The organism is Candidatus Dadabacteria bacterium (genome assembly GCA_009837205.1).
Lineage (GTDB): Bacteria > Desulfobacterota_D > UBA1144 > Nemesobacterales > Nemesobacteraceae > Nemesobacter.
The window spans coordinates 116,350-131,235 of record VXTZ01000017.1 but is presented as its reverse complement, the minus strand read 5'-3'; the positions used below and the strand labels follow the sequence as shown (position 1 = coordinate 131,235).

Genomic DNA, 14,886 nt, shown 5'->3' with positions numbered 1-14,886 from the left:
TTCTAAAAATATTTAATTATAAGAACTAGTTATAAAACAAAAAACTTCCCCTTCGCAAAAGAAACAGTTATTCTATGCCTCTATTTTAAGAACCAGTTCACTTAGAAACAAAAGAAATGGTATATTTTTTGATACTTTATTATAGTTGAATAATACGCGTAGGAGGATTTTACCACCATGAAGAAGATAGAGGCCATTATCAAACCGTTCAAACTGGAGGATGTAAAGGAGGCTCTCAGAGAGATAGGAATTCAGGGTCTGACAGTTGTCGAGGTAAAGGGATTCGGCCGTCAGAAAGGTCATACGGAACTTTACAGGGGTGCAGAATACGTCATCGACTTCTTGCCTAAGATAAAGCTGGAAATAGTGGTTTCCGACGATATGGTCTCCAAGGTAATCGAGACCATAAGGGAAAGTGCGAAAACCGGCAAGATAGGAGACGGAAAAATATTCCTCTTCCCGGCCGAAGACGTAATAAGAATTAGAACTGGAGAAAGGGGCGAGGATGCTATATAATTAGCGCTCGCACCAAAGAAACTTTTCTCTGGAAACAATTGCATTAAGGAGGATTATTAATCATGGCTACTAAGTCGGGTCAGCCCGCTTCTCCGAAGAAGCCGGCTGAAGTAATAAAATTCATAAAAGATTACGAGATCGAGTTTGTTGATCTCAGGTTCCTTGATTTTATAGGAATGTGGCAGCACTTCACCATACCGGCGGAGGAAGTTGACAAGTCGTTTTTTGAAAACGGCCTTGGTTTTGACGGTTCAAGCATCAGGGGGTGGCAGGCGATTAACACGAGCGATATGCTCATTATGCCGGATCCCACCACCTGCAAGGTCGATCCTTTCATGCAGGCCCAGACTCTCGTCATAATATGTAATATCGAGGACCCCATAACAAGGGAACCTTATACCAGAGACCCGAGAAACATAGCGAGAAAAGCTGTTTCCTTCATGCAGGGCACAAAGATCGCGGACACCGCCTACTTCGGTCCGGAACTGGAATTCTTCATTCTTGACGATGTAAGATACGATCAGAGTCCACGTGGTGGTTACTACTTCATAGATTCGGAGGAAGGTATCTGGAATTCCGGGGCCGATGAGCAGCCGAATCTCGGTCACAAGCTCAGGCACAAGGAGGGCTACTTTCCAACGCCTCCTTCAGACAGCATGCACGACATACGCTCCGAAATGGTAAGCACGCTTCTAAGCCTTGGTATTTCCGTCGAAGCCCATCACCACGAGGTTGCGACATCGGGACAGGCTGAAATCGATATGCGTTTCGCCCCGCTGGTCGACATGGGAGACAACATGAAATGGTACAAGTACGTGGTAAAGAACGTTGCCCGGGAACACGGGAAAACGGTCACTTTCATGCCGAAACCCGTCTTCGACGACAATGGCTCCGGAATGCATGTTCACCAGTCCCTGTGGAAAAACGGAAAGCCTCTTTTCGCAGGAAAGGGGTACGCGGGACTGAGCGACCTTGCGATGCATTATGTAGGCGGAATATTGAAGCATGCGAGGGCCATATGCGCATTCAGCAACCCGATAACGAATTCATACAGAAGGCTCGTTCCCGGGTTCGAAGCTCCAGTTAACCTCGCCTATTCGGCGAGAAACAGAAGCGCCGCGGTAAGGATCCCCATGTATTCTCCCAGCCCCAAAGCAAAGAGAATAGAGACCAGGTTCCCGGATCCTTCATGCAACGGTTACCTGACGTTTTCCGCTATGTTGATGGCTGGGCTTGACGGAATCGAAAACAAGATCAAGCCGGGAGATCCGCTGGATAAGGATATCTATGCTCTGGGGCCCGAGGAGCTGGCAAGCGTTCCCTCCGTACCAGGTTCACTTGAAGAGGCCATCAAGGCCCTTGAAGATGATCACGAGTTTCTGCTCAAAGGAGGAGTCTTCACAGAGGACGTAATTGAGACATGGATTGACTACAAAACGGAAAACGAAATCAACCCGATCAGGTTGAGACCCGTACCGTATGAGTTCATGCTTTATTACGACGTATAAGCAGGAAAAAAACTGATAAAAAAGGGGTGTCCTTCGAAAAGGCACCCCTTTTTTTATGCTCTGCCGAAGGGGGGAGTCGAACCCCCACGGGCGCAATGCCCACAGGATCCTGAATCCTGCGCGTCTACCTATTCCGCCACTTCGGCTTTTACCTTTCTCTCCAAGACGCCACGGTCGGATACGAATTTTTCTTTTTCAGATCTTTACGGATAACGGCCTGAACCTGTCTTGTAACGGGAATTTGCTCTCCCACTATACCCGTGGAAACAGCGGTGTAGACATCACTTTTCCCGCCCTTAAGAACCACTCCCGAAATGCCGGAGCTTATCTTTAGACTGGAGTCCACTCCCTTTAAGATTTTCGTGGTCTCGCTGGCAGATATGACTCTCTTGGTGCTCCTGCGAATGATTATCTCGTCGGCCATCCTCCCGACTACGCTGTCTTTTATCTCCCGGGGATCGTTCTGCCTCTCGTTGACTGAAACCCCCGCAGCCTTAATGGTAGCCATTATCACTGTTTTTGAAGCGGTGCTGAAATTCACCTTCTTGTCTTTAGGATATACGGTGAGATAGTCTTTGACTTGGAAAAAGAAGTCCTTATCCATCCCCTCAATCATCCTAATTTCCTCAACACTGTCAAGCAGTCCGTCCTTGATATAATAAGGATTATCAAGTTTTGTGTAATAGTTCCCACCGGCTCCATCGGGGTCCTGATCGTTCCCGCTACCCGGCGCCGCCCCGTCAAGCCAGTTCACTAGACTTGCCACGAAGAGATCGGCCTTCTCCGTCTCCACCCCGAGAAAGCGGAAAAGTTCATTTAGCTGCGTTCGGACCTGAAAATCCACCCGGCCCGATCTCTGATCCACAAGAGCATTGAGATTGACTTTCGATCTCTCGTCTACAACTTGAAGAGATATGTTTCCTTCTCCGATGGGAAAAGAGATGATGGAAAGCTTCCAGCCGTCGGAACCGTTTTCTGAGCTTATTGCCTGCCCAAGGATTCCCTGCAGCAAGGGCAAGTCCTCTGGCGTTTTCTTTCTCAGCACCCCTCGCACGACTCTCACCCCTGATTTCGCAATATGTCTTGCCTGGACATCGCTTGAGCTGTTCGCGGAAATTTCGTAACTCACTCGGGTCGAGTATATGAAATCAATCACGATTGTGGAAAGTATTGCAATCGTTATGACAACGATAACAAGTACTATTCCCTTCTGCGTTGTTTTCGGATCTGCTCTGCACATTCAGTCAGCCACCGGTATAGCAACAATCATGGAATAAGCCTCCTCCTGATCTCCTGCTCCCAAAAGAATGATCTGGACTTGAACCGCCTTTGGAAATCCTCGCATTACTGACGAATTCCACTCCCACACCTCTTGCTCGTCAGCCGATGCCGGGGATCGTTCGGAAAGGAAATTCACTCTGAAACTCAGCACCCTTTCCGAAATCGGATATGCGGCTCCAGCCTCATCGTTTCCGATCCAGTAATTATCCTTTCTCATAAGGGCAAACATATCTTCGCGCTCGCCGCGGAGCGGAACCAGATAGTAGGAGATCTCGCTCTGGCCGGATTGGGTGGAATAATGGGTGGGGTCCTTCGCAAAAGAGGTGAACACTATTCTGCTGTTATCCCCTTCGAGCCTCCCGGTAAAGTAGCTATATGCGGAAGGAGAAGAAACCCCGGAATTGATATTCCCTCTGGGAAAAGCATTCACTAGGTCATGGCGCATCTTAAGCAGGATAGTATTCGCTTCCTGAATCAATTCGTTTTCCGTCTCTACCCTGCGTTTGACTGTTATAAGCTGGGAAAAAGAACTGTAGAGCATCGTGAGCACGATGACCGTTATGGCAACGACGATAAGAACTTCTATAAGGGTGAAACCGCTTTTATCATCCCGAATCGACGAAGCTGATTTCATAGCTTTCCTCCCCGTCGTCCCAGGTTATAAGAACACTGATAATGGTCATTTTCGCTTCGAATTGGGTTAAGTTGTAAGGGGAAACTGTGAGATACCACTCAAAACCGGGATAATTTTCAAATTTCCCGCTTCTCTTCGAGTCCGACGTGAGCCCTTCAGCGTCAATCCGTGAAGCTATGTCGTCGGCCAGACTTGTGGCTATCAGGTAGTTGGTAGACTTTGTAGCAAGATTTACATTGTGACCTACAATGCCGAGGATTGACACCATTGCGAAGGCAAGTAATCCCACGGCAACCATGACTTCGAGCAACGTAAATCCGCAAATGCTGTTTTTCGAGGCTCTCATACAGTCCTCTCCCTACCGTTCCGCCAAGTTCTGAAACCGGCTGTTAAATTCGACGTACTCGTCAAAAATCTTAGTGGCCCCAGTGTAGGGGTTTGTGGAGAGCGTGAAAAAATTGTCCTCACCAGTTCGCAGGTGAATAACCGCCGAGTCAACAATCCCTGTCGGCAGAAAAAGTATAAATGCGTCTCTTCCGGAACCAATCTTTCCTTGGGTTCTCTCCGTCTGTATATCGCTGAAAAAAACCCCGCTGGGAAGCTTTCTGAATCCAGGTGCGGAATCCTCTTCCAAGCGAAACTGGTTTTCCTCAAGAAATTCTGCCCAGTATTCTCCGGTATCGATATCGAAAGAAAGCTTGTATATCCGTTTTTCAAAAATGGCTTTGCTGTAAATATGCCTTATCGTAGTGACAAGCCCCCTTGAAGCACTGCGAAGGTTCATGTCACCCGTTTTGAGGACTCTGGGCATGGCCACGGAGAAAAAAGCTCCGAGCAGAAAAACGACCACAATTAGTTCAATTAAGGTAAAACCAGCGGATTTTTTTCTCATCTGTCTCTGTTGGACAGATCATCGTCTGAATTCCCTACCCCATCCGGACCGTTAGACCTTATATAGTACAATCCGTCCTCGGTCTGGTCGACCCCGAAATACACAAACTCGTTCCCCCAAGGATCAAGTGGAACGCTCGCGGATTCAAGATAACGTCTCCACCTCTTGGCCTCCCTGCCCACCGTTACCGGTTCGACCAGAACGCGTAGCCCCTGCTGGGTTTCAGGATAAAAACCGTTATCAAACTTAAACAGCTGGAGCGCCTGCTCAAACTGCTTGATCTGAATCATGGCCTGCTTTTCCTTTGCCCTCTCCCCCTGACCTATCACGTTCGTTCCCACTATGTAGGCAAGCCCCGCTATGATAAGCACGACCACCATAATTTCAATCAGAGTAAACCCCATCTGGGATCTCATTTTTCTCTACCTCCCTGTTCAGCTTATTACAGAAGTTAGATTCAACACAGGTAAAAGTATAGCAAAAACTATAAAACCCATCACGACGCCCATAATCAGTATCATTACCGGCTCAAGAAGGGAAGTCAGCGTGGCAAGCATGCCGTCGACCTCGGTATCATACATATCGGCCACCTTCGACAGCATGACTTCCATTTTACCCGCTTCCTCGCCCACAGACACCATTCTCACCATTAAGGGAGGAAAAATCCCGGTCTGTCCAAGGCAGCCTCCGAATGCCGCTCCCTCTGCAACCTTGACCCGAACATCCCTTATATTGTCAACATAAAGACTGTTTCCCATAACCGATTCGCTCACCCTGATGGATTCAAGAAGAGGAATGCCGCTTGAAAGTAGCGTGGCAAGCGTTCTTGTGAAACGGGAAATCATCACTTTTGAAGACATTTTCCCGAACACTGGAATCCTCAGGGAAAACCTGTCGTAGACCTTCCTTCCGGAAGGAGTTTTTACGTACCTGTGTCCAAAAAACAATACGACGGCCAAGAAAACCAGCAGAAGGATAAAATTTTCCCTGAGAAAATCACTTGCACCTATAAGCATTACGGTAACAAACGGCAAAGCCTTGTTACTGGCCTCGAATATATCGGCGACTTTGGGAATTACGAAAGTCATCATGAAAACCAGTACCCCGAGTCCGACGACAAACATTATTGCCGGATATATCATGGCACCCCTGATCTTCGAAGTCAGTTCAAGCTGCTTTTCAAGGAAATCCGCAAGACGGTCGAGCACGACATCAAGAGTGCCGCTAGCCTCGCCGGCACGAACCATGCTCACGTAAAGATCAGAGAAAGCTCCTTCGTGCTCCTCAAGTGCGGCGTGAAGAGAACTGCCTTCACTCACCCGGCTTCGCACCTGAGAGAGAATTCCCTTGAGCTTCTGGTCATCGGTCTGCTCGTAAAGAGCCACAAGTGAGGTCTCAAGAGGAAGACCTGATGAAATCAGGGTTGAGAACTGTCTTGTCATAACGGCAAGTTCCGAGATGCTCACCCTGTTCCACGGAAGGCTCACCGACGAGCGGCGAGACCCGCTCGCCTCCTTTATAGAGGAAAGATAGATGCCGCCTTTTCTGAGCCTGTCGCTTGCGATCTTGACCGATTCCGCGCTGACAACTCCCTTTACCGATTCGCCCTTGTCGTTGATGGCTTTATAGTTATAAACAGGCATTTGAAATACCGATGTTAAAGATAGCTGCGGTCTAGCTCTCCGCCAGCTCCTCTTCCGTAACCCTGAGCACTTCGTCAATTGACGTTATGCCTTTTGCGACTTTGTCGGCACCGTCCATTCTAAGGGTAATGAGTCCGTTTCTCAGGGCCTTCTCCTTAAGAGTTGAAGAATCCGGGTGTGTAAGAATAGTGTTTTTGAGTTCATCATCGATAAGCAGTATCTCAAAAATCGCTATTCTTCCCGAAAATCCTGTCTCCATGCACTCTTGGCATCCCTTGGCTCTGTATATTTTTCCTTCTGGACAGGCCTCGCGAGCAAGTCCTATACGACCGAGCTCCTCATCAACCGGCACGTACTGTTCTCTGCACTGCGTGCAAAGAATCCTGACAAGTCTCTGAGCTATAACTGCCGAGAGGGTAGAAGCTATAAGAAAGGACTCCACTCCCATATCGGCAAGTCTGGTCACGGCGCTTACCGAGTCATTGGTATGCAGCGTGGAAAACACGAGATGCCCAGTGAGTGAAGCGTTCATGGAAATATCGGCAGTTTCCCTGTCCCTTATCTCTCCGACTAGTATAACGTCGGGGTCCTGCCTGAGTATTGAGCGAAGTCCGTTTGCGAACGTAAGACCGACCTTGGTGTTGACTTGGATCTGGTTAATTCCCTGTATCTGGTATTCAACCGGGTCTTCTATAGTGATTATTTTCTTGTCGGGAAGATTGATTCTCTGCAGGGCAGCATAGAGGCTTGTTGTCTTTCCGCTTCCCGTGGGTCCCGTAACGAGAATGATCCCGTGAGGACATTTGATAAGGGATTCCACCGTCTCGAGTTTTTCTCCTTCAAGACCCAGCTGCTCGAAGCTCATCAGCACCGAAGACCTGTAAAGCAGCCTCATTACCACGCTCTCTCCCCATGAGGTGGGAACCGTCGAAACCCTTACATCGATATCCCTTCCCCCGATCTTCAGCCTTATGCTTCCGTCCTGAGGCTTTCTTCTCTCGGCTATATCAAGTTCAGACATGATCTTCACGCGCGAGATCACCGAAGACTGCACTGTCTTCGGAACTTTCGTCACGTCGTGCAGAATGCCGTCCTTTCTGAACCGTACCAGCACTTCTTTTTCGAAACACTCTATGTGAATATCGCTTGCGTGCTCCCTTACCGCCTGAAAAAGAAGCGTGTTTATGAATTTTATGATCGGGGCTTCATCTTCAGCCTCAATCAGATCCTGGGGCTCGGTAAACTCCATGTCGGAGAGTCCCGAACCTTCGTTTATATCCTCTGACACAACATCTTTGCCCTGCTCGTAAACCCTGTTAATGCTGTCGGTCAGCACGCGCTCAAGGGCAATGTAAGTTTCAAGCGAGCAGTTAAAGCGGGAGCGGACTTCGTCAAGGGCATAGAGTTCCTGAGGCGGGGCGAATACGACTTTGAGCGTTCCGTTGTCTTTGCTTATTGGGAGTATTCTGAATCTCTTCGCGAAGCTGATCGGAAACTGCTTTATCAGTTCATAATCTATATCGTCTTCGGGAATCGATTCGACTTTTTCGACTCCGTAAAACTCGGAAAGAACATCTAGAGCCGGGGAGTCTTTGAGTACGTCAGTTTTGAGTAGTATGTCTTCTGTGTTCCGACCGTTCTTCCCTTTAAGCTCTTCAATCCTCCCCATAACCTCGGGGTAACGCCTGCCTATTATTTCGTCAAGAGCCTTCATTTTCTAAAAACTTCCTTACTCAAGCGTATTCAGATCCCTTCTATGAAGCAAGGTCTTTCTTCTCTGGTAATCCATAAGCAACTGCTTCATATCGCTTTCCGTCTCAACTATCCGTGGGGTAAGAAGTATCATCAGGTTAAGCTTCCTGTTCTGATTGCGCTTGAACCTGAACAGGTTTCCAATCAGCGGAATATCTCCGAGCAGAGGTGTTTTGTTGTGAAGCACCTCTTCTCTGTCCTGAACCAGCCCACCTATAACGAGGGTCTGCCCATTTTTGACTATAACCGACGAATCGGCACTTCTTGTTGTAGTCGCAATGCCGAACTGGGCGGTGTTAAGTCCCGCGGGCGCCTCTCGGGTAGAGGAAACCTCGGTCACTATGTCAAGGTTAAGGTATTCTCCTTCGCTTATCTGAGGGGTGATGCTGAGCCTTATTCCCACCGGCAATCTCTCGATCGTCTGAACTGTCACGCCGCTTGTTCCCACAGTGCTACCCATCGGAAACGGTATTATGTCAGCCACTACTATCTCGGCCGGTTCGTTGTCGGTTGTAATAATACTCGGGGTTGAAAGAACGTTGACGTCGGTCACGGAACTCAGCGCCTGAAACACCGCGGAGAACGAAGGAAGAGACGGAAGCGGACCCGAACCGTCGGGGTCAACTTCCTCTCCCACCACTCCGAGAAAGAGCCCCGAGAGACTGCCTATGGAAGCAGTTGCAATTGTGGGATCAGCCGCAACTCCGAGAAGACTTGGGATGCCCGGCAGTTGCTGTCCGATAAAACCTAGGTTGTCGCCCTCGATTGTAACGCCGAGACCGAAATTGGTTCCCAGCGCATTAAGGTTATCAAGGCCCACCTCGAGTATGGCGGCTTCCACGAACACCTGCCTTCTCCTTACGTCAAGCTTATCCACTATCTGCTTGACCATTCTGTACTGCGTGAGAGAACCGATCACTATGATGGAATTTGTCGCCGGGTCCGAAGTTATCTTAAGCCCATCGCCCGAAGACACTATGACTGAAGCGCCGGTCTGCTCGCTCCCTCCCCTCTGGATGTTCCCGCCCTGGGAACCTAAACCACCGACATTTCCGCTGCCGCCCACTTTCCCCTCTCCGAGACGGCTTGAAGGCTGGCCGGTTCTGCCGGGTTGCCGCGTCTGATCACGGTAGGAAACTGAAGACACTACGCCCCCTTTCCCCTCCGCGAACAGATTTCCCAGAACTTCGATTATCTGCTCAGCGTCGGCGTTTTTAACCGCTATAACGTAAACGTCCTGTTCCGCGTGCTCGCTCTCGATGTCCAAAACAGCGATCGTCTCCTTTATCAGGGGAAGATCCCTCGGGTCGGCAATCACTATTATGGAATTTGTCCTCTCGTCGTTTATCACTTTAAACCCTAATAGCTCAGAACTTCCAGATATCAAACCGCCATCCTTGCTTTTTGACGGCTTGGCCTTGGCGCTTTTAGGATTGAAGATCTCAAGCAGCTTAAAAATAACGTTGGCCGAGTTTGTGTTATGCACTTTGATGAACTCTATTTTCTTCTCGTAATCAATATTCGCAATCACTTCGGCTATCTTGTTCACGTTCTGTTCATTATCAACCACAACCAGGGTATTCGACGGTTCGTGGGCCTTCATAAACCCATCCTTGCTAACCAGAGCTCGAAGGACGTTGGAAATTCCTTTGGCTTTTACGCTCTTAAGCTTTATCAGCTTCATCACGTATTTCTGGGAAGACTCCGCAGGGTCGAAATCCAGTCTTAACGGTATGCTCTCTGACTTTATCCCCTTTTTGGGGACAACCTTGTTAACTCCCTCCGCGCTTATGACCGAATAGCCGTTCATATCGAGCAGTATTTCAAAAATTCTAAACGCATTCTCTTTCTCGAAACCGCCCTCGGGAGTTATGATCGTCACATTCTTGTCCCTGATCTTGTCACTCAGGAGATAAACCTCGGAGGTGATCTCGCTTATGGTCTTTACCATCTCATTAAGCGTCATGTTGGAGCGAAGGTTGACCATCCCCTCGCCCTCGGGAATTTCCTCACCCTCTTCACCGAGAGTTTCATCGCCCGAGACCGCAACTGTTTCCTCAGGCTTCTTCGTCTCCGGCCCAGGAGCCCTCTCAACTTCGGCTACAATTTCTTCCTCCGCTAAATCGAGCGGTAGACCAGGATCCTCGACCAAGCCTTCCAAAGTCTCGTTGCCAGAAACTTTCAACGCATCTTTTCCGAGAGACCTTAAGTCTTGCTTATCCGGATCCTTTGCGGCCTCCTCGGCCAGCAACTCCGTGGCTTCCTTGGCAATATCAGTGGGTTCCGCGGGTGAATCCTCCCCGTTCGCTTTTTTAAGCCTTGTGCCCGGGGCGACAACAACCTTAGCCCTCGTAAGGTCCGGAAGCGGCTCGGATTTCTCTGCAGGAGCCAACTGGGGACAGAGAACGGAAGCGGAAAAGACGAGAACCGCTGACAGAATTGGGAAAAGATTTTTATTCAGAAAGTATTTCATAATCTGTTTTAACCTTAAGAAACTGAATTTTTTCGTATTAGGCCTAGTAAACCGTGTACCGGTTACTCTTTCTTTTACCTTGTCTCGTGAAATCAACGGTAAACTCACTCTGGCCCCTCAAGTCGGTAAAAAGTGAAAGAGCGCTCTGCACATCGTTTAAAGCAACTTCATTTATCTGGTGAACTATATCCCCGTTTCTAAGACCCATTTTATAAAACACGCTCCGGCTTTTCACTCCGAAGATCTTGATGCCGTCATCGCGCGGCACAATCTTAGCCTCGGTTATTAAACTGCTGGGTTCAGCGAGCAGCTCTTCAAACATCACTCTCTCTATCTGGTACAAGCCCTCGCTGACCTTGCTGACCCCTGAAGCCGACGACTTTTTTGACTTAACAGAAGGTCTGTTCCTTACTGAAGAACTCGCGGGGCTTTTTGCAAAAACGGATTCAAGCTCGTTTCCGCAGGTAATCAATTCGGGACCTTCCGCTCTTCGTATAGTCACTTCGCAGTCGTCTATTTTCACTACCTCCACTTTTTCGGATGTTACAAGATCAACCAACTGCCCTTCAGAATAACCCTTTATTTTGCTATTTTCCATATTCTTTATCACGGCGATGCTCTTGTTGGCCGCAGAATTAGTGCGGCTTTTGAGTATGAAAGTTCCAAGCAGTTCAAGCTTGAGGGAAGTTTTCGGGGTAATTTCCCCCTCAAAAACTTCCGAGAAACCACCCGTTTCTATCTGTCCAGCATACCCGCCCGTTCCAAACAGGTTTGTTCTCAGTATAGAGTCGTAGTACTCTCTTGAACGATAGGGAATCTTAACCTGTCCGTACTTCTCCTTGTAAAGGTGTTCGCCTGTCAGGCCTCCCTTGTCGGACTCTATCTTGTCGCGCAGGCCGTTGTTGACCGTGGCCGAAACCGAGTACGCAATGGCGACTATCAGCAAGACGTTTACGACCCAAACATACTTCCTTAAAATAAACAAAACCATAGTCAATTCCTTAAATTAATCCCACATAATTTAATAGAATGCCTTATTTTTTCAACATTTCCATCGTCGCGGAGACGTAGCTCAAGAAAACCTCGCAATTTGAATCGATATCCCACAGCGATTTTTTAAATATTTGTGCAATGCTCACTCACTCCGTTTTGTTTCTCCCGCCGGAGCGACGACAGGGAAGTTTTCAAGCACGGAACAAAAATACCGCTTTTCAAGATCATATATATCAAAAGCTAGTTCCGAGGCACGCTCGAATCCCTCTCCACATGAAGCACTCTCGCTTATCTCCTTGAAAAGCATTCCCATGTCGTACCAATTCTGACCGATACTGTTCATCTCGTCGGGGAGGCCCGCCCCGTAAAAAGTGGAAAGCACCGGAGAGACTTCTTCGAGGAAATCCCTGTAAAACCACCTGAAAGCAGCACCGCAGACCCCTCTTCTGCATATGACCTGGTAAGTAAACCTAGAGGCCCACTTCCAGTCGGCAAGATCCCCCCAGCCAGGAAGGTCCTCGGCCCATTTCCTTATAATCTCAATGCCTGAAGTCCCTCTTAGAGTGGTCCTGCCTTCAAGCATCATCTCGGCGTTTTTCCTCACGGCACTAAGAATCATCTCCTCAGCATCGAAGCCGTCTTCAAGAAACTTCACTTCAACACAGTTGTTGGAAAGGGGGTACGGCCTTGCTTTTGAGCTTCTCGCTTTCGCCATATTCTCAAAAGAGACAGTCTGGAGATCTTCAAACGAATTGTCCGCCACGTAAAAAACGGATTCGGAGTCGTCGTATCCGCATACCGCTATTATGTGCCCGGGAAAATGGGTCTTGGAGTCAAAGTATTCAAGGTAGCAGATATCGGCCTGTATCAACACCGGAACGTCCATGTCAATAAACTCCCTGAGGTCATCCGAGGCCCGCTCGTTGTCGTCCTCGTACTTCCAGTCGGTGACATCAACACCGAAACTTCTCAGGAAATTAATTTCCATCAGGGGACCGCGAGGCTGTATAATCCTGCTCGGATTCATTCCCTCTTCACAGGAGTAATAAAAACCGAGCCCGGCTCCCAGCCCGAAACACATCTGCTCCGAGAGATCGTGTCCGTAGTAGAGGCATATATCTCTCAGCGCCGCAGAACCGCAGTGCACCCCTTTTAAGTGTTTCCAGTCATTTATTATCTTCTTCATAAAAAGCCGCAGAACCGAGGAAATTAATATAGCCGGAAATCGATATTCCATAAAGACCCCGGAACAACACTCATCACTCGGGGAAGCCATCTTGATCATTGCGCCAGAACGGATATTAGTAATCATCACCACGGATAAATCAGCATGCTTGAGAAAATCCTTAAAAATTCGAAAAAGGCTATTTTGCTCGGAATAGGAGGAGGGGGGGATATAGTCGGAACTCTTCCGACGGCAAACCTGCTCGAGATAAACGGAACGCAATGCGTTCTGGGAGGACTTAGCTGGGAGCGCTTCACAATAGACCCCGATCCAGGGCCCAGAAAGCTTGAAGAATCACACAATGTCCGCGAGATAAACGACGTGGTCTGGAAGTGCAACAAAGATTCCACCACCCGAGGCGGAGCGAGATTCGCCGAGGCAGGCATGGCCGAAGTTCTGGGAGAGGAAACTCTTCTTGTCGATATAAGTTACGGTCCGGAGAAGGTTTTTGAGGGAATAACGGACGCCGCCGAAAAACTCGGCGCAGATCTGGTGGTGGGAATAGACGTCGGCGGAGATGTGCTTGGATTCGGAGACGAAAAGGGACTCATGAGTCCGCTCGCCGACGCCATAATGACCGCGGCGCTTTACAGACAGAGCTTCCAGATACCTACCGTAATGGGAGTATTCGGTTTCGGAAGCGACGGAGAACTCTCCAAGGAAGAACTTGAGAGGTCATTCGGCATCATAGCACGGAACAATGGAATTTTCGGGAGCTGGGGTATATCCGCAACCACACTGGAATTAATGGAAAAAGCGATAAGCTTGATACCCACCGAGGCAAGCAGAGGACCCGTTGAATACGCAAAAGGAGTTTTCAGCACTACTTCAATAAGGAATGGCAGAAGAAAAGTCGAACTCGATATAAGTTCCACAGTAACTTTCTACGTAGATCCCCAAGTGGTTTACGAAAAGGTGTCAAGACCAGCGCAAGCAGTCTACGGATGCAAGACGATAGGGGAAGCAAACACAAAGCTTAACGAAGCGGGAATCAGGACGGAACTTGATGTTGAAATGGAACTTTACGAAAATCTCGGGAAAAACTAATGGCACTTATAGCCCACAGTTGAAACTATACCGCCGACCCGATGGTAGCATTTTCACGGGTCATCGGGAAAGCCGCTTCCTACCGCTCGCTCCAGACCGCCAGTTCATTGCGGTTGGGATCTAGAAAATGAAACCGCCGCCCTCCGGGGAAGGAGAATATCGGCTTGCAGAGTTCGCCTCCGGCGGCAGTGATGCGTTCCAGCGTGGCTTCCAGATCTTCCGCGTAAAGCACCACCAGCGCAGCGCACTGGCTGCTGTCGGACTGTAGCGGAGAGCGGTAGAAGCCGCCGTCCATGCTGCCGTCATTGAAGGCGCAGTAGCAGTCGCCGTAGTCCTGAAAGGTCCAGCCGAACACATCGCCGTAAAACGCCTTGGCCTTAGTGAAGTCTTCTGCCGGCAACTCGACATAATTGATCCGGGAGTCTTCTTTCATAATCGCACATCACCCAGGTCCAGACCCCTTCCCTGAGGTGGGGTGTCAGACCGGTCGTCTCTGTTGTTCAGTAGAGTTTTTCGTGAATAAGCTTGAGTATGCGCCTTGACTCTTCCTCATCTCCCCAGATGCCCACGCGGATAATCAGATCGGTTATCTCGGGCTTGTCGTACTTGACGGTCATATAAATCATTTTAGCTTGGTCGCGAAGCTTGGCTTCGATAAGCGCCTTGCCCACATTGCTTTCTTTTTTTGTTACCTCAAACTCCTGCTGTTCCACCACCTCCACCACCGCAAACCAGACATTGTCAAACGAGGTGGTTTCCTTGCTCTTTAGAACTCCCCTGAGATAAGCCGCAGTACCGCCGCCGACCGCTCCACCCATCACCAGCACGCAACCCGAAGAAAAAACAAATGCAAGCAAGCAGAAAAGCACGGCGTGATACTTTTTTGGCAGGAAATTCATTTTCACTCCCGGCAGGCTTTACA

The 14,886-nt window shown here is 48.9% G+C and carries 15 protein-coding genes and 1 tRNA gene; 3 read left to right on the top strand and 13 right to left on the bottom strand.

The window, feature by feature from the left end; translation table 11 throughout:
- Positions 1-177: 177 nt before the first annotated feature.
- Together F4Z13_03995 and glnA are read left to right on the top strand one after the other, a co-directional pair.
- The gene (locus F4Z13_03995) at positions 178-516 is read left to right on the top strand and encodes a P-II family nitrogen regulator (GenBank protein MXZ48402.1); all 339 of its coding nucleotides are present in this window, start codon (positions 178-180) and stop codon (positions 514-516) included.
- Between the two features lie 62 nt (positions 517-578).
- Positions 579-2,024, top strand: a complete 1,446-nt coding sequence (gene glnA / locus F4Z13_03990) for a type I glutamate--ammonia ligase (GenBank protein MXZ48401.1) — start codon at positions 579-581, stop codon at positions 2,022-2,024.
- Between the two features lie 61 nt (positions 2,025-2,085).
- On the opposite strand, the gene F4Z13_03985 is transcribed toward glnA, so the two are convergent.
- The 11 genes from F4Z13_03985 to F4Z13_03935 all read right to left on the bottom strand — a co-directional run bounded on the left by F4Z13_03985 (position 2,086) and on the right by F4Z13_03935 (position 13,004).
- A tRNA-Leu gene (locus F4Z13_03985) sits at positions 2,086-2,170 on the bottom strand.
- A 2-nt stretch (positions 2,171-2,172) separates the two neighbouring features.
- Complete coding sequence (locus F4Z13_03980) at positions 2,173-3,264, bottom strand: general secretion pathway protein GspK (protein MXZ48400.1); 1,092 nt, start codon at positions 3,262-3,264, stop codon at positions 2,173-2,175.
- Complete coding sequence (locus F4Z13_03975; GenBank protein MXZ48399.1) at positions 3,265-3,939, bottom strand: prepilin-type N-terminal cleavage/methylation domain-containing protein; 675 nt, start codon at positions 3,937-3,939, stop codon at positions 3,265-3,267.
- Positions 3,911-4,285, bottom strand: coding sequence for a hypothetical protein (locus F4Z13_03970; protein ID MXZ48398.1), 375 nt, complete (start codon positions 4,283-4,285; stop codon positions 3,911-3,913). The genes F4Z13_03975 and F4Z13_03970 overlap by 29 nt, the downstream gene beginning before the upstream one ends.
- A 12-nt stretch (positions 4,286-4,297) precedes the next feature.
- A complete protein-coding gene (locus tag F4Z13_03965) occupies positions 4,298-4,831 on the bottom strand; it encodes a type II secretion system protein (protein ID MXZ48397.1) in 534 nt (177 codons plus the stop codon).
- Positions 4,828-5,247 carry a type II secretion system protein GspG gene (gene gspG / locus F4Z13_03960; protein MXZ48396.1) on the bottom strand — a complete coding sequence of 140 codons (420 nt, stop codon included), beginning with the start codon at positions 5,245-5,247 and terminating at the stop codon, positions 4,828-4,830. The genes F4Z13_03965 and gspG overlap by 4 nt, the downstream gene beginning before the upstream one ends.
- Positions 5,248-5,265: 18 nt before the next feature.
- A complete protein-coding gene (gene gspF, locus F4Z13_03955; protein MXZ48395.1) occupies positions 5,266-6,474 on the bottom strand; it encodes a type II secretion system protein GspF in 1,209 nt (402 codons plus the stop codon).
- A gap of 31 nt (positions 6,475-6,505) precedes the next feature.
- Positions 6,506-8,143, bottom strand: coding sequence for a type II secretion system protein GspE (gene gspE, locus F4Z13_03950; protein MXZ48394.1), 1,638 nt, complete (start codon positions 8,141-8,143; stop codon positions 6,506-6,508).
- Positions 8,144-8,203: 60 nt separating this feature from the next.
- Positions 8,204-10,699 (bottom strand): type II secretion system protein GspD, encoded by a 2,496-nt coding sequence (gene gspD, locus F4Z13_03945; GenBank protein ID MXZ48393.1) that lies wholly within the window; start codon positions 10,697-10,699, stop codon positions 8,204-8,206.
- Between the two features lie 43 nt (positions 10,700-10,742).
- The gene (locus F4Z13_03940) at positions 10,743-11,690 is read right to left on the bottom strand and encodes a hypothetical protein (GenBank protein ID MXZ48392.1); all 948 of its coding nucleotides are present in this window, start codon (positions 11,688-11,690) and stop codon (positions 10,743-10,745) included.
- A 144-nt stretch (positions 11,691-11,834) separates the two neighbouring features.
- Entirely contained in the window at positions 11,835-13,004 is a 1,170-nt protein-coding gene (locus tag F4Z13_03935; GenBank protein MXZ48391.1) for a DUF4872 domain-containing protein, read from the bottom strand.
- An 18-nt stretch (positions 13,005-13,022) separates the two neighbouring features.
- Here F4Z13_03935 and F4Z13_03930 point away from each other — a divergent pair, with 18 nt between their 5' ends.
- The gene (locus F4Z13_03930) at positions 13,023-13,964 is read left to right on the top strand and encodes a DUF1152 domain-containing protein (protein ID MXZ48390.1); all 942 of its coding nucleotides are present in this window, start codon (positions 13,023-13,025) and stop codon (positions 13,962-13,964) included.
- Positions 13,965-14,043: 79 nt separating this feature from the next.
- Here F4Z13_03930 and F4Z13_03925 read toward each other — a convergent pair whose 3' ends face one another.
- Positions 14,044-14,397, bottom strand: coding sequence for a VOC family protein (locus tag F4Z13_03925; GenBank protein ID MXZ48389.1), 354 nt, complete (start codon positions 14,395-14,397; stop codon positions 14,044-14,046).
- A 67-nt stretch (positions 14,398-14,464) separates the two neighbouring features.
- Complete coding sequence (locus F4Z13_03920) at positions 14,465-14,863, bottom strand: DUF3568 family protein (GenBank protein ID MXZ48388.1); 399 nt, start codon at positions 14,861-14,863, stop codon at positions 14,465-14,467.
- Between the last annotated feature and the right edge of the window lie 23 nt (positions 14,864-14,886).